This is a genomic window from Plantactinospora sp. B24E8 (genome assembly GCF_039871735.1).
Taxonomy (GTDB): domain Bacteria; phylum Actinomycetota; class Actinomycetes; order Mycobacteriales; family Micromonosporaceae; genus Plantactinospora.
In genome coordinates this window covers 112,408-131,416 of the sequence record NZ_JBDPMH010000012.1, presented here as the reverse complement: position 1 = coordinate 131,416, position 19,009 = coordinate 112,408, and the positions used below count along the sequence as shown (strand labels likewise).

At 72.3% G+C, this 19,009-nt stretch carries 10 protein-coding genes; 3 read left to right on the top strand and 7 right to left on the bottom strand.

Annotated elements, in window-relative coordinates; all coding sequences use genetic code 11:
• Positions 1 to 132 precede the first annotated feature (132 nt).
• The 4 genes from ABGB21_RS19370 to ABGB21_RS19355 form a co-directional block, all read right to left on the bottom strand.
• Complete coding sequence (locus tag ABGB21_RS19370) at positions 133 to 498, bottom strand: nuclear transport factor 2 family protein (RefSeq protein ID WP_347652350.1); 366 nt, start codon at positions 496 to 498, stop codon at positions 133 to 135.
• A gap of 48 nt (positions 499 to 546) precedes the next feature.
• Positions 547 to 1,692: a branched-chain amino acid aminotransferase gene (locus ABGB21_RS19365; RefSeq protein WP_347652349.1), complete on the bottom strand. Its 1,146-nt coding sequence runs from the start codon at positions 1,690 to 1,692 to the stop codon at positions 547 to 549.
• Between the two features lie 73 nt (positions 1,693 to 1,765).
• Positions 1,766 to 8,896 carry an amino acid adenylation domain-containing protein gene (locus ABGB21_RS19360; RefSeq protein ID WP_347678842.1) on the bottom strand — a complete coding sequence of 2,377 codons (7,131 nt, stop codon included), beginning with the start codon at positions 8,894 to 8,896 and terminating at the stop codon, positions 1,766 to 1,768.
• 256 nt (positions 8,897 to 9,152) lie between these two features.
• Positions 9,153 to 10,814, bottom strand: a complete 1,662-nt coding sequence (locus ABGB21_RS19355; RefSeq protein ID WP_347678840.1) for an ABC transporter substrate-binding protein — start codon at positions 10,812 to 10,814, stop codon at positions 9,153 to 9,155.
• Between the two features lie 258 nt (positions 10,815 to 11,072).
• Between ABGB21_RS19355 and ABGB21_RS19350 the strand changes: the two genes are divergently transcribed.
• Entirely contained in the window at positions 11,073 to 12,056 is a 984-nt protein-coding gene (locus ABGB21_RS19350) for a winged helix-turn-helix domain-containing protein (protein ID WP_347652346.1), read from the top strand.
• Between the two features lie 80 nt (positions 12,057 to 12,136).
• Here ABGB21_RS19350 and ABGB21_RS19345 read toward each other — a convergent pair whose 3' ends face one another.
• Positions 12,137 to 13,729, bottom strand: a complete 1,593-nt coding sequence (locus ABGB21_RS19345; protein ID WP_347678837.1) for an aminopeptidase P family protein — start codon at positions 13,727 to 13,729, stop codon at positions 12,137 to 12,139.
• A 205-nt stretch (positions 13,730 to 13,934) separates the two neighbouring features.
• On the opposite strand from ABGB21_RS19345, the gene asnB reads away from it, so the two are divergent.
• Positions 13,935 to 15,893 (top strand): asparagine synthase (glutamine-hydrolyzing), encoded by a 1,959-nt coding sequence (gene asnB / locus ABGB21_RS19340; RefSeq protein WP_347652344.1) that lies wholly within the window; start codon positions 13,935 to 13,937, stop codon positions 15,891 to 15,893.
• Positions 15,894 to 15,990: 97 nt separating this feature from the next.
• On the opposite strand, the gene ABGB21_RS19335 is transcribed toward asnB, so the two are convergent.
• Both ABGB21_RS19335 and ABGB21_RS19330 read right to left on the bottom strand, forming a co-directional pair.
• Positions 15,991 to 17,061, bottom strand: coding sequence for a lytic polysaccharide monooxygenase (locus ABGB21_RS19335; protein ID WP_347678882.1), 1,071 nt, complete (start codon positions 17,059 to 17,061; stop codon positions 15,991 to 15,993).
• A 370-nt stretch (positions 17,062 to 17,431) separates the two neighbouring features.
• Positions 17,432 to 17,806 carry a nuclear transport factor 2 family protein gene (locus tag ABGB21_RS19330; RefSeq protein ID WP_347678835.1) on the bottom strand — a complete coding sequence of 125 codons (375 nt, stop codon included), beginning with the start codon at positions 17,804 to 17,806 and terminating at the stop codon, positions 17,432 to 17,434.
• A gap of 140 nt (positions 17,807 to 17,946) precedes the next feature.
• Here ABGB21_RS19330 and ABGB21_RS19325 point away from each other — a divergent pair, with 140 nt between their 5' ends.
• The gene (locus ABGB21_RS19325) at positions 17,947 to 18,978 is read left to right on the top strand and encodes a PfkB family carbohydrate kinase (RefSeq protein WP_347678833.1); all 1,032 of its coding nucleotides are present in this window, start codon (positions 17,947 to 17,949) and stop codon (positions 18,976 to 18,978) included.
• The last annotated feature ends 31 nt before the right edge of the window (positions 18,979 to 19,009 follow it).

Genomic DNA, 19,009 nt, shown 5'->3' with positions numbered 1-19,009 from the left:
GCCACCCGGGCGAAGGGGGGCCGCGGTCCGCGCCGCGGCACCCCTCCGGCCGGGACCGCGCCGCACCCGGTCGGGCGGCCGGCGACGGGAGGATCGTCCGCCCGGGCCGCCGACCAGGTGGGCCCGGCCGAGCTACACCAGAGGCTGGAAAAAATAGGTGTTCCGGCGGCTGAACAGGCCGTCCGCGGTCACCTGGAAGAAGTCCGCGAAGCGGAGCCGGACGTTGTCACCGTCCCGCAGGACGCCCGCGAAGTCGCCCTGCACCGCCACCTCCTCGTCTGCGCAGACCAGACTCCGGAGACTGTGTCGGCCGGAGACGATGACGCGGACGTCGCGGTAGAAGTCCTCCAACGCCGCCCGACCCCGGATGGGCTCGTACCCTGGCCGTTCGTAGACGACGTCGGGCGAGAAGAGCTGCAGGAGCCCCGGCACGTCACCCTCGTCGACGAGTTGGTAATAGCGTCGGACCCGGTCCGACCACCGTTCGGCATGCGACATTCGGCACCACTCTCCCCGTTGGCACCGCCAACCGATCTGGTTGACGAGTCACTGTGGATCGACCCCCGTCCCCGCCTGACCGCTCCTGATGACGTGCCGCCAGCCGTACGGGTCGTCGGCCGGTCCGCGTTGGATCCCGGTGAGGGCACGGCGCAGCATCGAGGTGACCGGATGATCCGGGTCGGCGCCGGCCGTCCAGGCGCCCTGCCTGGTCACCACCTGTCGGATCGGTGTCAGCACCGCGGCGGTTCCGCACGCGAACGCCTCCCGGGTCACACCCTCGGCGGCCGACGTACGCCAGTCGTCCAGCACGATCGGCCGCTCGACCCCGCGCAACCCGAGCCTCCGGGCGAGGGTCAGCAGCGAGTCACGGGTGACGCCGGCCAGGATGGTCCCGTTCAGCGGCGGTGTCACCAGACTGGTTCCCGCCGGGCCGTGTTGGACCAGGAACACGTTCATGCCGCCCATCTCCTCGACCCGGCGTCGCTCGACCGCGTCGAGCCAGAGCACCTGCTGACAGCCGTGCTCGGCGGCCTCCGCCTGGGCCAGGTAACCGGGGGCGTAGTTGCCGGCGAACTTGGCGGCGCCGACGCCACCCGGGACGGCGCGGACGTACGTGTCGGACGCCCAGACCGAGACGCCTTCGCTGCCCTCGAAGAACTCCTCGGTCACGAAGGCGATCAGCACGAACCGGTACGACCGGGCGGGCCGCAGCGCCAGGCAGGGATCGTCGGCGAACACGATCGGCCGGAGGTAGAGACTCTGGCGGGGATGTTTCGGCAGCGCGGCGGCGTCGGCGCGGACCAGTTCCTCGACCGCGGCGACGAACAGTTCCTCCGGCAGGGTCGGAATGGCGAGCCGGGCGGCCGACCTGGCGAACCGGCGGGCGTGGTCGGTCAACCGGAACACGGACACGTCGCCGTCCGGGGTCCGGAACGCCTTGAGCCCTTCGAACACCACCTGGCCGTAGTGCAGGCCCACCATGCTCGGCGGCAGGGGAATCGGGCGGTGTGGGCCGACGGTTCCGTCGTGCCAGCCGCGCTCCACCGTCCAGCGCAGCGACACCATGGTGGGTGTGAAGGCGTTGCCGAAGGCGAGGTCGGACCCCGCGTCGAACTCGACCGCCGGTGGGCTCTGCTCGCGGGCCCACCCGACGACCGCGCCGGGCGTTCCCGTTTCCACGCCGTTGGACATGGTGATCACCTCGCGGGGTAAGGGCGTTACGGGAGACGGGCCCGGCCGGTCTCCTGCCGCCCGGGCCCGTCCGCTACCTGACGACGTGGCGCCGGAACCAGCTCACGATCACCGAGACCCCATCGCCGGTCACCATGCCGACATGGTCTCCGGGCACCGGCACGACCGGCATCCGGTCGCCGAGCAGCCGCCGCCACGGCAGCTCGGGGTGCGGCGGATAGGGCGGTACGGTCTCGGAGGCGCGGAAGTACACCACGTCGCCGTCGTACGGACCCGGCACGTGGGCGTAGAGCGCCGCGGTGTGGGCCCGCCAGACCCCCAGGACGGTGTCGACGTCCAACACGTCGAAGTCGGCCGGCACCTGGTCCGCGGCTCGGGCCGCCGTCAGGACGTGGATCAGTCGTTGCCGGGGTGGCATCGTCCGCAGCAGCTCGGCGGTGGCCGGCGTTCCGTCGGCGAACGCGGCCGCCATGAGTTCGGCGTCGTCGGCGAAGCGTTTCGGCACCTGCCCCGGGCCCGGGCTGTCCAGCAGGGCGACCAGCACGGGCGGCCGGCCCCGGGCGGCGAGCAGTCGGGCCATCTCGTAGGCGATGTTGCCGCCCATGCTCAACCCGGCCAGCACGAACGGCCCGGCCGGCAGATGTCCGAGCAGCGCGGTCACGTGGTAGTCGGCCAACGCGGCGATGCTGTCGCAGGGCTCGCGTTCGCCCTCCACGCCCGGTGCCTGCAGACCCAGCACCAGTCGGTCCCGGCCCAACTCGTTCGCCAGTTCCCCGTACAGGAAACAGGTCCCGCCGACCGGATGCACCAGCACCACCGGCACACCGCCGCCGGACTCCGGCCCCGACTGCAGCCGGAGCACGGTGGGGACGTCGGGCTGCGCGTCCCGTCGCGCCGCGAGTCGGACCAGCTCCTCGGCCAGCGTGGCCACCGTGGGCTGCTCGGCCAGGATCGACATCGGCAGCCGTAGCCCCCACTCGGCGCCGATCCGGGCCACCACCCGGGCGACCTGCAGCGAGTGCCCGCCGAGATCGAAGAAGTCGTCGTGTACGCCGAGCCGCTCGACGCCGAGCGTCTCCGCCCAGATCGCCGCGACCCGCTCCTCCGCCGGGTTGCGCGGCTCCACCACCGGACCGCCGGAGTCCGCCGGTGGGGCGGGCAGCGCCCGACGGTCCAACTTGCCGTTGACGGTGACCGGCAGGGCGGGCAGCACCACGATCGCGGCCGGCACCAGGTAGCGCGGAAGAGTCTCCCGCAGCGCCTCCCGCAACCCGACCGGATCCGGGTCCACGCCCGGTTCCGCGACCACGTAGCCGACCAGACGCCGGTCGCCCGGTCGATCCTCGCGGACCAGCACCGTGGCCGCCGCCACCCCGGGGCGCGCCGAGAGCGCCGCCGCGGCCTCACCCGGCTCGATCCGGAATCCCCGGATCTTCACCTGGTCGTCGAGGCGGCCGTGGTACTCCAACGTGCCGTCCGGACGCCACCGGGCCAGGTCACCGGTGCGGTAGAGCAGCCCGTCCGGCCGCCACGGGTCGGGGACGAAACGCTCGGCGTCCAACTCCGGCCGCTCGTGGTACCCGAGGGCGACGCCGGGGCCGCCGACGACGAGTTCCCCCACCGCGCCGTCCGGCACCGGGTCGAGGCCGTCGCCGAGGACGTACAGGTCGGTGTTGCCGATCGGGATGCCGATCGGTACCGACGGCGCGTCCGGATCGAGGTGCCGGATGTGGTGCCAGGCCGCGAACGTGGTGGTCTCGGTCGGGCCGTACCCGTTGAGCAGCCGGCCCGGCGCCGCACCGGCCAGCACCGTCCGGACCAGCGGAGCGTCGAGCGCCTCACCGCCGACGATGACCGTCCCGACTCCGGCGAAGGCGTCGGGCCGGACCCGTACGGTCTCGTTGAACAGGGCGGTGGTGAGGAACATCGCGGTGACGCCGAGCCGTTTCAGCGCGTCGGCCAGGGCGTCCGGGGCGAGCAGGGTCTCCCGGTCGACGATGGTCAGCTCGGCGCCGTTGACCAGGGCACCCCAGATCTCGAAGGTGGCGGCGTCGAAAGCGGTGTTCGACAGTTGGGCCACCACGTCCCCGGGGCGCAGCGGCGCGAAGTCGCTGCCGTGCACCAGACGGACGATCGCCCGGTGTGGCACCCGGACGGCCTTCGGCGTCCCCGTCGAACCCGACGTGTACATCAGGTAGGCCAGGTCGTCGGGGCCGGTCCGGACAGCGTCCGGGCAGGTCGTCGTCGACCCCGGCGTGGCGCCCAGCACGTCTGGAGCCGGCGTCTGCGGGATGACGGGTGACACCGGTGTGTCCGGGGTGTCGGCGTCGAACGGCAGCAGGAGGTCGGTCGGCGTGCCGTCCAGCAGGTCGTGCAGCGCGGTCGTGGTGACTACCAGGGAGGCGCCCGAGTCGCGGACCATGAACCGCAGCCGGGCCGGCGGGAAGGCCGGGTCGAGCGGCACGTACGCCGCTCCGCTGTGCAGCACGGCCAACGCCGCCACCACGAACTCGGGCGAGCGCTCCAGCAGCAGTCCGACCCGGTCGCCGGGGCGTACCCCGGCCGCGGCGAACCGCGCCGCCAGCATCGTCGCGGCTGTCTGCAACTCGGCGTACCGGATCAGCCGGTGCCCGGAACGGATCGCCACCGCCTCCGGTGTGACCGTGGCCCTGGCCGTCACCAGCGCGTTGACGGTCAGACCGGCGACCGGTGGGCCACCCCGGCGTCCCCGGGCCAGTATCCGGTTCCGTTCGGGCGCCGGGAGCAGCACGCCCGGCCCCGCCGGCGCGAACGGGTCGGCCGCGATCGCGGCGAGCACGGTCAGGTGAAGGTCGACCAGGGCGTCGGCCTGCTCGTCGCAGAGTTCTGCCCGGTTGCTCGCCACGTGCAGGGCGAGGGTGCCGTCGAACTCCCGGACCAGGTGCACCACGAGTGTCAGGTCGGTTTCCCCGTAGACCGACGGCGTGCCCACCGGGTCGAACCGGCCGGCGGCCCGGACCTGCTCGTACACGTGGAAGTCGTTGAAGTTGAGCAACGTCTCGAACAGCCGGCCTCCGGCACGCTGGATCAACGCCAGCGGATGCCGCCGGTGGGGCAGCATCGCGCGTTCGGCGTCGAAGGTCGCGCGGACCCGGTCCGCCCAGGTGCCCGGCCGCAGCCGACGAGGTAGCGGCACGGTGTTGAGGAACAGACCCAGCGTCCGTTCGGCTCCGGGCGACTCCGGGCGGCCGTTGGTCGCCAGCCCCACCACCACCTCCGTCCGGCCCGTCGCCAGGGCGACGGCCGTGACGTGTGCCTCCACCACCACGCTCTTCAGCGGCACCCCGATGCTGGCGGCGGCCCGGGTGAGACCCGCCGCCACCTGCGGGTCGAGGCCCACCCGCACCAGGCGCACCCGTTCACCGCCGGCCGGCGACGGCCGGCGCCACCGGGGCAGCGGGCTGCCGGTCGTGTCGGCCAGCAGGTCCGCCCAGAAGGCCCCCGCCTCGGGATCGGCCGCGGCGGCCTGTTCGGCGGCCACGTAGTCGCGGAACGGCTGGACCGGGTCGGGCAGCACCCTGGGAGAGTTGTCACAGGCCGCAAGGTGTCGGTCCACGAGTTCCGCCACCAGCGACGACGCGCTCCAGCCGTCGAGTACGGCGTGGTGGAAGCTGAGGGTGAGCTGGGTCTGCTCGTCCGGTAACCGGTGCAGGTGTATCCGCAGCAGCGGTGCCTGACTCCAGTCGAAGGGACGACGCCGTTCCGTCTCGAACAGCTCGACGAGGAACGACTCCCGCTCGGGCTCCGGCAGTGCGCGCAGGTCGGCCAGCTCGACCGGCACCGTCACCTCCGCGTGGACCAACTGCATCGGCACCGAGAAGGTCGCCAGGTCGAAGGAGGTACGCAGCACCGGGTGGGTGGCGAGACAGTCCCGCGACGCCGCCACGAACGTCTCGGGTTGCCAGGGCAGCCGGACCCGGACGGAGAAGACCTCGTGGTATGTGGATTCCCCCGGCCGGTACGAGCCGTGGAAGAGCATGCCCCGCTGCAGGTAGGTCGCCGGGTAGGCGTCCTGGAGGCCGTCCGGCAACCTCGCCCGGTCGCCGGCGCACAGCAGCCCGAAGGTTTCCGGGCCGGTCGGCTCGGCCGTCGATTCCGGGGCGGCCCCGGCCGGGCGCAGCCGGGTCGCCACCGCGGCGAGGCCGCGTACCGTCGGGTGGCTGAACATGCGTGGCACGTCCAGCCCCAGGCCGGCGGCCCGGGCCGGACCGATCACCTGCAGCGCCCGGATGGAGTCCCCACCCAGTTGGAAGAAGTTGTCGGTCGCGCCGACAGTGGTCAGCCCCAGCACGTCGGCCCAGATGCCGGCGAGGGTCCGTTCGGCACCGGGGGCCGGCGGGACCGGCTCACCCGTGGCGAACACGGGCGCCGGGGCCGGCAGCGCCATCCGGTCAAGTTTGCCGTTCGGCATCAACGGCAGCGCGTCCAGGGTGACCAGCGCCGAGGGAACGTGCCCGGGGGGCAGTTCGGCGGCGAGCGCGGCCTGCAGCGAGGCCGGCACACAGTCCGCGTCCGGGGTGGGGACCACGTATCCGACCAGCCTGGGTGGGCCGTCGCCGTCAGTCCGGGCCACCACGGCCGCGTCGGCCACGCCCGGTTGGCGCAGCAGTGCCGCCGTCACCTCACCGGGTTCGACCCGCTGACCGCGGATCTTGACCTGGTCGTCGAGCCGGCCCAGGTACTCCAGCGATCCGTCCGCGCGCCACCGGACGCGGTCGCCGGTGCGGTACACCCGCCCGCCGTCGTGTCCGGGAAACCGTTCCGCGGTGAGTTCGGGTCGATTGAGGTAACCCATCCCCACCTGCATGCCGCCGATGCACAGTTCGCCCACCCCGCCCACCGGAACCGGGCGCATCCGCTCGTCGAGCACGTGCGCCACGGTGTTCCAGACCGGGCGTCCCATCGGCACGGTTGTCGAGTCGCGGTCCGGGTCGTACTGGTGGGCGGTCACCTCGATGGCCGTCTCGGTGGGGCCGAACAGGTTCCACAGCCTGACCCCGGGGTACCGGTCGACGACCCGTCGGGCGAGACCGGCCGGGAGTGCCTCGCCGCTGCAGATCACGTGTCGCAGCGACGGCAGGTCCGCCGACGCCGGCTCGTCCAGGAACGGGGCGAGCATGGAGGGTACGAAGTGGACGATGGTGACGCCGTGCCCGGCGATCAGCGCGGCCAGCCGTGCCGGGTCCCGGTGCGCGCCCGGTTCGGCCAGTACGAGCCGGGCGCCGGTCAGCAGCGGGGTGAAGAGTTCCGGCACGGAGACGTCGAACGAGAACGGGGTCTTCTGCAGCAGTACGTCGTCCGGCCCGATGCCGAGAGCCGAGACTCCCCAGCGCAGCCGGTTCAGTACCGCCCGGTGACTGTTGAGCGCACCCTTCGGGCGGCCGGTCGATCCCGAGGTGTAGATGGCGTACACCGGGTCGTCCGGGCCGGCCGGGCACGGGGGGAACGAGGCCGTCGACGACCGCAGGTCGGCCCCGGTCACCTCGAACACCGGCACCGTCCCGGCACCGAGCCGGTCCCGCAGCCCCGGCTCGGTGACGACGGCCACCGGTGCGCTGTCGTCGAGCACGAGCCGGGTACGCGCCGGCGGGTGGTCCGGATCCAGTGGTACGTAGGCCGCCCCGCTGGCCGCCACGGCGAGCAGTGCCACCGGTAGCGGCCGACCGCGTCGCAGGCAGACCGCCACCCGTTGGCCCGGCCCGGCGCCCGCCGCCCGGAGTCGCGCCGCCAACGCCCCGGCCGCCGCCAGCACCTCGCCGGCGGTGCTCGTGCCGGTGCCGTCGACGAGCGCGACCGTGTCGGGACGGCTTCCGGCCTGGTCCGCGACCGCCCGGGCGAGGGTCTCCGCAGCCATCGGCACGGTGTCGCCCTGCCAGGAGCCGATCATCTCCTCCTGCTCGGGCGAGAGAACCGGCAGGTCGCCCACGGCCACGTCCGGGTCACGGGTCGCGTTACGGGCCAGCGTGACGAGGCTGTCCAGCAGCCGTCGTACCGACTCGGGCGCGAAGATCGCCGAGGCGTACTCCAGCAGCAGTTCGGTGCCGGTGGCGGTGTCGCAGGTTTCCAGGGTCAGGTCCAGCTTGGCGTACCGCCGTGGCACCTCGAGCGGCACGGCGACGATGCCGGGGAGGTCGAGCCGCGGATGGGGCGCCCGGTGGGTGTACATCACCTGCACCAGCGGGGCGCGGCTCAGGTCGCGGGAGAGCCCCAGATCCTCGATGATCGCCTCGAGCGGGACGTCCTGCTCGCCGTATGCCTGTATGCAGGTGTTCCGGACGCTCCGCACCAGCTCGCGGACGGTCGCCCCGCGATCCACCCGGATCCTGAGCGGCAGCACCGAGACGAACATGCCGACCAGGTCCTCGGCGTCCTCCGGGCGGTTCTCGGCGGGCATCCCGACGACCAGGTCGTCGGTGCCGGTCCAGCGGGCCAGCAGCAGGGCGTAGAGCGCGAGCCACACCATCGGCACCGTGCCGCGTTCCGTGCGGGCCAGCTCGGCCACCGCCCGGCGCAACCCGATCGGCACCGTACGCCGCAGCGTGGCGCCGGTGTCCGGCAGCACCCGTGGCCGGGGGTGGTCGACCGGCACCGCCAGCACCCCGGAGGTGCCGGCCAACTCGGCCCGCCAGAACTCCCGGCCGGGCTCGGGGCGCTGCTGCGCCGACCGCAGGTGCCCGGCGAAGCCATGGGCCGGCGTCAGTGGTCGCGGGGTCTGTTCGGCGCCGAGGTCGGCGAGGACGACCTCCAGCCCGCGGCCGTCCACCATGGCATGGTGCGCGGTGAGCACGATTACGTGCTCCTCCGGCCCGGTCCGCAGGACCCGGGCCCGAACCAGGGGCGGCCTGGCCAGGTCGAACGGAGTTTCCGCCTCGCGCAGCAGCGCGTCGTCGACCAGGCGTCGCCGCTCGGCCTCGTCGTGGCCGCTGATGTCCTCGACGACCAGCGGGATCGGTCTCGCCGGATGGAGCACGACGTGCAGACCGTCGTCGGGTAACGCCATCCGCAGTGCGTCGTGTCGGTGCACCGCACGGTCGAGTGCGGACCGCAGGCCCGCCAGGTCCAACGGGCCGTCCAGCCGCCAGGCCACCGGTATGAGGTAGGTGCCGGTGCCGCCGTGCAACCGTTCGGAGAAGACCATCCGCCGTTGGGCGGCCGAGGCCGGCACCGTCTCTGGAGAAGCTGTTTCCGGCACATCCGGCCGTGCTTGCAGCACACGCTGACGGTCCATGTCAAGCCCCCGTTGCTCTCCTCGGACGTGATCACTATTGCATAGATAGTCGAGCTTGACGAGAAGGCAAAGACCGTCCGGACAGGACGGTGACGCGGCGCCGCCACCGGTGGCCGGACCCGGTGGCGACGCACGACAACGCTCCCGTCAGCGGCCATCGCCCGGACCTGTGCCGTACGGGCCGCGGCCCCGACTACCCCGTCATGTCGATTTTCAGCAGGTCGACCTGGCCGAACAGGTCCAACTCGACGTCGCGGACCTGCGCGGAGTGGCCGTAGTTGTTCTGCCCGAACCGCAGCGGGATCACCGGCATGTCCCGGACGAGGATCTCCTCGGCCTGCTGGTACTTCGTGATCGCCTCGGTCTGGTTCGGCGCGGCCACGCCCTCCTCGACCAGCCGGTCGAAGTCGGGGTTGCTGTAGCCGTAGTAGTTCGACGACCCGTTGGTGGTGTAGAGCGGACCGAGGTAGTTCTGCATCGACGGATAGTCCATCGACCAGCCGAGCCGGAACATCCCGACCGGGGTCTTCTCCTCCAGTTTGGTCAGCAGGTCGGCGAACCTCGGCTCGGCGGTGCCGAGGCACTCCACCCCGAGGTTGTTGCGGAGCTGGTTGCAGGTCGCGTCGATCCACTCCTTGTGGCCGCCGTCGCCGTTGTACGAGATCTGCAGGCGTGCTGGACCGCCCGCCGCCTGGTACGCCGCCTTCGCCCGGGCCGGATCGAACTGGCACGCCTCGCCACAGGTGTCCGGCCGGGCGCCCGCCACCGCCGGGGAGACGAAGGACCGGGCCGGCGTCTGGGTGTCCTTGAAGATGGTCCGGACGATCTCGTCGCGGTCGATCGCCATCGAGATCGCCTTGCGCACCTCGGGCCGGGCGAACTCCGACTGGAACGTCGGGAAGGCGAGGAACTGGAAGGACGACAGCGGGCTGCGCCGGAACCGGTCGCCGAGATCGGTCGGCGCGCTGCTGATGTTCTCGGTCGAGATCTGTCGTACCACGTCGAGGTTGCCGGCGACCAGGTCGGCGTACTCGGCGGGCAGCTGCTGGTAGATCTGGAACACCACCCCGCCGATCTTCGGCTTGGCCCCGGCGTACGCCTCGTACCGCTCCACCTCGATCCGGGAGTCGTGCTGCCAGGTGCCCTTCATCCGGAACGGACCGTTGCCGATCAGCGCCTCCTCGAAGCCGTCCTTCAGCACCCCGTCGGAGGCCCAGGCGGCGTTCGGCAGCGGGGCGAAGACATGGTAGCCGAGCACCGACTTGAACTCGGCGAACGAACCCGAGAGCGTGATGGTGAAGGTGTGGTCGTCGATCTTGCGAAGCCCGGTCAGCTTCCGGGCCTTCGGTTCGGGTGCCCGTTGCGGCCCGTCGCCGTCCGGGTCGGGTGACTGCAGGTCGTCGTACCCGGCGATCTTCTCGAAGAAGTACGAGCCGCCGTTGCCGTTCGGCCCGTACGCCGCGTGGTGCCAGGCGTTGAGGTAACTGTCGGCGGTCACCGGCTCGCCGTTGTGGAAGGTGAAGCCCTGCTTCAGGCGTACCGTCCAGAGGACGTTGTCGGTCGACTCGATCGACTCGGCGGCCACCTCCACCGGCCGCCGGTCGGCGTCGAACTCGACCAGTGGGGTGAAGAGCGCGGCGAGCACCTGGGCGCCGGCGCTCTCGGTGGTGTTCGCCGGCAGCAGGTGCTGCGGCTCGACAAGTCCGATTCGGACCGTACCGCCACCCGGATCGGTGGGATCGTCACCGCTGTCGCTGCACGCCGTGGCGGCGAGGACCACGGCGAGCGCCACCGCTACGGCCCGGCCCGGGCGTCGCCCCGGACCCTTCGAGGTCAGGCGTCTGGATACCGGCATGGGGCAGCCTCCTTCACAGATCGCCGCCGACGCGACCGCGGGCGCCGGCGGCGGCGCCGCGCCTCGCGCGGCAACGTCCCACCAGTTACGAGCCGGTCGACCCGGTTCGGCAATGCTTTTGGCCGAGGCCAAACCATCCGGGAGACCGACAACTGGGGGTCGGGGCGACAGCGTCTCGTGATCAGAGCGCGACGGTACCGCCGGGCGACAGCCGTCCGGCAGGAACGGCGACCGCGTCGACGCGAGGTGGAGGTGGTGATGATCCGGATCTGGTTGGGGCCCGACGACATCGCCCGGACCCGGCTCGCCCCGGCCCCGCTGCCGCTGCACGAGATCCTGGTCAGCCTCGCCACCGCACCCGTCGTCGACGACCCGGAACTGGCCCGGCTGCTGCGTGACCTGCGCCCCGGCCGGGTGGGGCCGACCCGGGACGGCGGATTCGGCGGGCGCGGCAACAGTGCGGACCCGGGTACGGCCCACCTGCTCGCTCCGCTGCCCGAGGAGCCCAGCCTCGAGCGCGCGCTGACGTGGCTGGTCACGAACTCGACCTGCCGGAGCCGGGCGGCCGCCGTCCGGGCCTACTACGAGCGCGGGGTGGCCGGTGAACTCGCCGCCTGGGAGTCGGTCGTCCGGCTCGACGTCGCCGAGCGGAGCCGGTCGCTGGCCACCGGTGGGGTGGAGACCCTGCTGGGTCTGCTCGACCCGTCGGCGGCCTGGCGTAGCCCGGTGCTCGCCGTCGCGTCCCCGGTCGACCTCGACGTTCGGCCGGAGGGCACCGGACTCGTGCTGGTGCCGTCCGTCTTCGCCCGCCACCTCTGGGTCGGCAACCAGCCGGATCCGGCCGTCGTGGTCTTCCCGGTGCGTCGCCCGCGTGCGGTGCGCAACGGCCGGGCGGCGGAGGCCCACCCGGTGCGGGGCCGGTCCGGGGGATGCGGCCGACCCGACGAGCCGCGTCGGAGCGGGCCACCCGTCCCGGCGTACGCCCCGGAAGCCGCCGACCCGCTCATCGCGCTGCTCGGTCGGTCCCGGGCCGCGGTGCTGCGGGCCGCCCTGGTCGGGGCGAACACCACCGACCTGGCCCGGCGGGCCGGGATCAGCACCCCGTCCGCGTCACAGCACGCGAGTGTGCTGCGCGACGCCGGACTGCTCCGGACCACCCGGCACGGCAGGGCCGCACACCACACACTCACCCCGCTGGCCCGGGCGCTGCTGACCGGGTACGAGACCCCGGTCCGCCGTTGAACCGTGACCCCGGGCCGTCGGCCTGGTGCGGGACCGGGGCGGCCGGCCGGGAACGGTCCCGACCGGCCGGCACGGCGGGCTCAGCCGGGCAGTCGCGGGCCGGCGGCGCGCTGGGCGTCCAGCCACTCCTCGACCTCGTCGGCGCGACGCGGCAGCCCCGCCGACAGGTTGACCGCACCGTCCCCGGTGACCAGTACGTCGTCCTCGATCCGGATCCCGATGCCGCGCAGTTCCGCCGGAACGAGTTCGTCCTCGGGCTGGAAGTAGAGCCCGGGCTCGACGGTCAGCACGTAGCCCTCGCCGAGGGTGCCGTCCCGGTACTGCTCCTTGCGGGCGTTGGCGCAGTCGTGCACGTCCAGGCCGAGCATGTGACCGAAGCCGTGCAGCGTCCACCGGCGGTAGAGCATCGACTGCTCGTCCATCGCCTCGTCCACGCTGACCGGCAGCAGCCCCAGGTCGGCGAGGCCCTCGGCGAGCACCCGCATGCAGGTACGGTGCACGTCCTTGAACGTCACGCCCGGCCGGATGACGTCGATCCCGGCCTGCTGCGACGCGTACACGATGTCGTAGACCTGCCGTTGCAGCGGGCTGAAGGTGCCGGAGACCGGGACCACCCGGGTGACGTCGGCGGTGTAGAGGTTCCGGCCCTCCACCCCCATGTCCATCAGCAGCAGCTCACCCGGCCGGGTGTGGCCGGTGTTGCGGATCCAGTGCAGGATCGTGGCGTGCTCGCCGGCCCCGACGATCGAGCTGTAGCCGACGTCGTTGCCGTCGTGCCGGGCGCGCAGCCCGAAGACGCCCTCCAGCAGCCGCTCGGCGACCGGCCGGTCGGCGGGCAGGATCCGGGCGACGTCCTCGAAGCCGCGTACCGTGGCGTCGATCGCCTCCTGCAGCTGGCTGATCTCCCACTCGTCCTTGACCAGCTTGTGCTCGGAGATGACCGCGGCGAGTTCCCGGTCCCGGCCGAGCCGGGCGGCCGGGTCGCCGTCGGCCTGCCGGGGCTCGTACGCCCGGACGGCGCCGTCGACCGACGGGTCCAGGCCCCGCAGCACCCGGGTGCGACCCGGTGCGCAGTCGGCCAGCGCGTCGGCGAGTTCGGTCAGCGGCCGGGTCTCGATGCCGAGTTCGGTGGCCTTCTCGGCCAGCGTGTGCCGGCGGCCGACCCAGAGTTCGCCGTCCCGGCTGCGGAAGAACTCGTCGTTCTCCCGGGACGACCGGGGGCGCATGTAGAGCACCGCGTCGTGCCCGGAGCCGTTCGGCCGCATCACCAGCACACTGTCCGGGTCGTGGTCACCGGTCAGGTAGACGAAGTCGCTGCCGGGACGGAACGGGTATCCGGTGTCGTTGGCGCGTACCTTCTCCGGGCCGGTCGGGACCACCAGTGTCTCGCCGGAGAACGCGGCCGACAGCGCCGCCCGGCGCTTGGCGTGGTTCGGTACCTCGGGCCGCGGACCGACCGGCAGCGTGCTGTCCTGCCAGCCCTGCCGCATGAAGGCGAGGAACTTCTCCGGGAAGTCCGGGTCGTGTGACTCGGTCCGCGCCGTGTCGGTCTGCGCCGCCGAGGTCTGCGCCTCCTCGGCCGGCGCCGTGCCGACCGGGGCCGGCGCTGAGCCGAACTGCGCCGATTCGGTCCGCGCCGGCTCCGACGTGATGTCGGTCCGCTCGTCTGACATCGCCGCTCCTCCCTGCTGCCGGCCGGGTGTCCCGGCCGCTCGACCCGCCCCGGACTGGTCGAGCCCGGCGTCGGGGTGTTGATCACGCACCCTGCCTGATGCGACCGTACCGCGCCGGGGCGGCCGTCGGCGTACGGGCGTACGGGGGCCGCCTGTGCCGGCGGTGCCGGCACGCCCGTGGGGCCCGCGTGGAAAGATGACCGCCATGTGCGGACTCCTGGCCTTCTTCAGCGCGCACGGCAACGCCGGCGCACACCGCGACGCCCTGGCCGGCGCGTTGGAATGCCTGCACCACCGAGGACCGGACGAGACCGGTGTGGAGGTGATTTCGACCCCGGACGGGTACACCGACGCCGTTTTCGCGCACAAGCGCCTGTCGATCATCGACGTGGCGCTCAGCCACGAGCCGCTGCCGTACGCGAACGGCCGCTACCTGCTGACCTTCAACGGCGAGATCTACAACTACATCGAGCTGCGGGAGGAGCTGGCCCGCAACTACGGCGCGCAGTTCGCCACCCAGGGCGACGGCGAGGTGATCGTCGCCGGCTTCCACTACTGGGGAGAACAGGTCCTCAACCGGCTGCGGGGCATGTTCGCCTTCGTGATCTGGGACCGGCAGCTCCGGCGGGCCTTCGGCGCCCGGGACTACTTCGGGATCAAGCCGCTGCACTACCTGCAGACCCGGGACGGGGTCTACCTGGCGTCGGAGAAGAAGGCGCTGCTGCCGTTCGCGCCGTCGGCGCACCACGGCGACGCCGGGGTCGACCACGCCAACCTGTCGCACTACCTCACCCTGCAGTACGTGCCCGAGCCCGGCACCCTGCACCAGGGCATCAACCGGATCGGGTCGGGGGAGTACCTGACCTGGTCACCGGGGCAGCAGATCGAGATCCGCCGCTGGTACCGGCCGGTCTTCCGGCCCGCGCCGGTGCCGGAGCCGGAGCGGCTCTACCACCAGATCCGGGAGACGCTGCGGGAGAGCGTCCGGATGCACATGCGGGCCGACGTGCCGGTCGGCGCCTTCCTCTCCAGCGGTATCGACTCGACCGCGGTGGTGGCGCTGGCCCGGGACTTCAACCCGAACATCCTGACCTTCACCGTCGGCTACGACGTGCCCGGCTACTCGGAGATCGAGGTGGCCCAGGACTCCGCGCGGCACCTCGGGGTCACCACCATCCCGACCAAGATCGGGCCGTACGACATGATCAACGCGCTGCCGAAAATCGTCTGGCATCTGGACGACCCGGTGGCCGACCCGGCCCTGGTGCCGCTCTACTTCGTGGCGAAGAAGGCCGCCGAGCACGTCACGGTGGTCCTCTCCGGCGAGGGCGCGGACGAGTTCTTCGGCGGTTACACCATCTACCGGGAGCCGCTCTCGCTCGGCGCGGTCAACGGCCTGCCCGGCGGGGTGCAGAAGGGCCTGCGGGCGGTCTCCAAGGCGATCCCGCAGGGGGTCAAGGGCAAGAGCTTCCTGGAGCGCGGCACCACCCCGATCGAGCAGCGCTACTACGGCAACGCCCGGATGTTCACCGAGGAGGAGAAGCAGCACCTGCTGCGCCGGTACGACCCCTCGGTGCGCTACACCGACGTCACCGCGCCGATCTACGCCGAGTGCACCGAACTCGACGACGTCACCAAGATGCAGTACGTCGACCTCTACACCTGGCTGCGTGGCGACATCCTGGTCAAGGCGGACCGGATCTCGATGGCGCACTCGCTGGAGGTGCGGGTGCCGTTCCTGGACCGGGACGTCTTCGAGGTCGCCGCCGGTATCCCGGTGGACCTGAAGCTGCCGCCGCGCTCCGACGCCACCAAGTACGCGATGCGGCAGGCGCTCAACGGCGTCGTCCCGCCGGCCATCGTGAACCGGCGCAAGCTGGGCTTCCCGACCCCGACGCGGGTCTGGCTGGCCGGCGAGATGTACGAGTGGGCCCGGCACGTCTTCTCCATCTCCGGCGCCGGTGACCTGCTCGACCTCTCGTACGCGATGCGGCTGCTCGACGAGCACAAGCGCGGCGAGGCGGACCACTCCCGCAAGGTCTGGACGGTGCTGGTCTTCTGCATCTGGCACGCGATCTTCGTGGCCAAGACCCTCGACCCGGGGATCGAGCGCAACCAGTCCGCCCTGCTCACCAAGCCGGTGGTCGGCTCGATGGTCCGCTGACGCGCGGCGGGAAGCGGACCGCCCGACGGGGGAACTCCGGACACGGGACGGGCCCGGTGCCATTCGGCACCGGGCCCGTCGCGTTGTGCGGTGGTGGTTACGGGCTGCTGCAGGTCGGCGTCGGTACGGCGTTCGTGCTGCCGCTGACGTTGCCGACGAAGCCGAACGTGGCACTCGCCCCCGCGGCGAGGCTGCCGTTGTGTCCGACGTTGCGGACCGTCACCGAGCTCCCGCTCTGGGTGTGCTGGCCGTTCCACAGGCTGCCGATGGTCTGGCCGTTGGCGTAGGTCCAGCTGGTGGTCCACCCGCTCAGCGCCGAGGTGCCGGAGTTGCGGACGGTGACCTCGGCCTGGAAGCCGCCGGACCAGTTGCCGGTGAGCCGGTAGGTGGCGGTGCAGGCGGCCGGCCCGGCCGGCGGGGTGGTCGGCGGGTTGCCCGGGGGAGTGGTGGGCGGGTTGCCGGGCGGGGTGGTCGGCGGGTTGCTCGGTCCGCCGTTGCCCGGACCGATTCCGGTCACCTCACCGTTGCCGCCGTCGAAGACCACGTCGGAGCAGCCGAAGAAGTTCTCCTGGCTGTCCGAGCGGACCCAACGCGAGTAGATGATGTGCCGGCCGCTCTTACCGGTCGGCAGCCGACCGCTGAAGTAGTAGTGGCCGTCGTTGCTGCCCACCGCCCCGCGCTGTGGCGGGTTGGTGACGGTCAGGAACGGCGTCGACTCCAGGCTGCTCCAGGCCAGCGGGCTGTTCGGGTTGAACCCGTCCCGGGTCACGTAGAAGTAGAACGTGCCGGGGTGGTGGGCCCAGTTGCTGTACCGGAACTCCATGCTGGCGCCGGCGGTCAGGTGGGTCAGCGGCCAGTCGTTGCGGGCCAGGTTGAAGCCGCTGAACGAGGTGTTGCCACCGCTGCACAGCTGCCCGTCCGGGACGAATCCGGTGGTCCGGCCCCCCGCGTCCGAACGCAGCACGCTGAACCAGTTGTAGAGCGTGTTGGCACCACTCTGCGCCACCGCGGCCGAGCAGGCCGGGTTGTTGGGGATGATCTGACCGGTCGGGCTGAGCCCGTCCCGCCAGCAGAGGAAGGTACGACTGCCGGGCGTCATGGCGGCGCCGTGTGCGCTGGCGGGAGCGGAATTGACCACCGTGATGACACCGGCGGCAAGCGCGGCCACGGCACCGAGGACCGCGATCCTGCGTAGACGTTTCACCGAGTTCTCCTTCTTGGGGGCAGTGCCGCAGTCGCGTGGGACGGCGCTGCGGACAACCTGCGGGGGACCCTCGCGGGCGCCCGCTACCGACACTGCGCGATCTCGTCGAGCTGCCCCGGCGAAGGTGGTGGGCTGGTATCCGCCGGAGGCAGGTGGCGACGGGGCGCACAGTCCGATCACGGATGTGTGTGCCCTTCGCGTGGCCCTGCCGGCACCCGGCACAGCGCGTCAGCCCCCGCACTGGCTCGGTACGCGCTATCGCATCACGGATCGACGTCGGACGCAATAGGTAAGTTTCGATGAGGAAATTCCACCGGTTCGGTACCGCCCGATTTCAGTACCGCTCGACGAGGTGCTCCCGTCCGGCCGGCGGGTCGTACGGCGTGGGCCAGAACTCGGTGATTCGGTTGATCAGCCCGTCGTCGTCGAACTCGAAGAAGGAGAGGGCCGACAGCTCCGCCCCCTCGTACCCGACCCGGATCCAGGACGCCCCGTGTCGCCCCTCGCCGACCACCCGTTCCACGGTCACGTGCCAGTCGCCCGGGTACTCGATGTTGAACCGCAGGAACCGCTCCCGTCCCACGATCCGCTCCCGGGTCTGCGGCAGGTCGTAGACCACGTCCTCGCGCAGCAGGGCGCCGACCGCCGTCCAGTCCCGCCCCTCGCAGGCCGTCCAGTAGCGGGATACCGTCTCGGATTGTTTGATCACGGCGGCGGAGTATGTCAGGTCGGTGTGACAGGACCCGCCGGTGTGTCAGGGTCGGACTGTCGGTCGGGACAGGTCGTGGCCGGGCCCGCCCGGGCGTACGGTCGTCCGGTCGCGACCGGCCGGTTCGGGAGGACAGTCGGATGGGGTACGCGGTGGTGCTCGGCGAGGCGCTCGTCGACCTGCTGGACGGGGAGTGCGCCGGGGCGCCCGTCTACCGGCAGGCGGTCGGCGGGGCACCGCTCAACGTCGCGGTCGGGGTGGCCCGGCTGGGCGGAGCGGTGGAGTTCGTCGGGTCGCTCGGGGACGACGTACTCGCCGGACGGATCCGGGACCTGTTGAGTACGGTCGGCGTCGGCCAGCGTGGGGTGGTACGGCGACCGGTCGCCACCACCCTCGGGGTGGTCACCTTCGCCGGTGCCGAACCCGACTTCCGCTTCTACGGCACGCCTCCGTCGTACGGGCTGCTCGGGCCGGAGGAACTCGACGTACCGCTGGTGGAGGGCGCCGGGGTGCTCTACGCCGGCTCGATCGCGTTGCTCAGCCCACCCGTGCGGGCCGCCGCCCGGCGGGCCTGGGGGTTGGCGACCGGCTGGAAGGTCTTCGACCCCAACGTCCGACCCCGGCTGCTCGCGGACCAGTCCGCGGTCGACGAGCTGCGGGACGTGGTGGCCGAGTTCGCCGCCTCCGCCGACCTGGTGAAACTCAGTGTCGCCGACGCCGAGGTGCTCTACGGCGACGACGCCGGCGCACCACCCGCGCCGGGCGGCGGTGACCGCGACCGGGCGGCCGGCACTGACGGCGACCGGACGACCGGCAGGGCCGGCGACGGGATCGCCGAGCGCGCGGCGGAGCGGCTGCGCGCCCTCGGTGCCGGCACGGTCGTGGTCACCGGCGGCGGGGCCCGGGGCGCGCTGGTCTGGGCCGGACCGACCGGAGGCCCGGAGTGGCTGCCGGCGCCACCGGTCGACGCGGTCGACGCCACCGGGGCCGGCGACGCCGTGATGGCGGCGCTGGTCGCGGACCTGCTCGCCGACGGCCTGCCGGCGTATCCGGCCGGCTGGCGGGACCGGGTCGGGTTCGCGCTCCGGGTCGCCGGACTGGTCTGCGAGTCACCGGGCGGCGCGGTGGCGATGCCGACCCGGTCCGACGTCGCCCGCCGCTTCCCGGCCTGACCGCCGGTGAGCCGGCGCTTCCCGGCCTGAC

Excerpts from the sequence above, each read along its gene's own strand:
- ABGB21_RS19370 (WP_347652350.1), bottom strand. The coding sequence starts at position 498 with ATGTCGCATGCCGAACGGTGGTCGGACCGGGTCCGACGCTATTACCAA.
- ABGB21_RS19365 (WP_347652349.1), bottom strand. The coding sequence starts at position 1,692 with ATGTCCAACGGCGTGGAAACGGGAACGCCCGGCGCGGTCGTCGGGTGG.
- ABGB21_RS19355 (WP_347678840.1), bottom strand. The coding sequence starts at position 10,814 with ATGCCGGTATCCAGACGCCTGACCTCGAAGGGTCCGGGGCGACGCCCG.
- ABGB21_RS19350 (WP_347652346.1), top strand. The coding sequence starts at position 11,073 with ATGATCCGGATCTGGTTGGGGCCCGACGACATCGCCCGGACCCGGCTC.
- ABGB21_RS19345 (WP_347678837.1), bottom strand. The coding sequence starts at position 13,729 with ATGTCAGACGAGCGGACCGACATCACGTCGGAGCCGGCGCGGACCGAA.
- asnB (WP_347652344.1), top strand. The coding sequence starts at position 13,935 with ATGTGCGGACTCCTGGCCTTCTTCAGCGCGCACGGCAACGCCGGCGCA.
- ABGB21_RS19325 (WP_347678833.1), top strand. The coding sequence starts at position 17,947 with ATGGGGTACGCGGTGGTGCTCGGCGAGGCGCTCGTCGACCTGCTGGAC.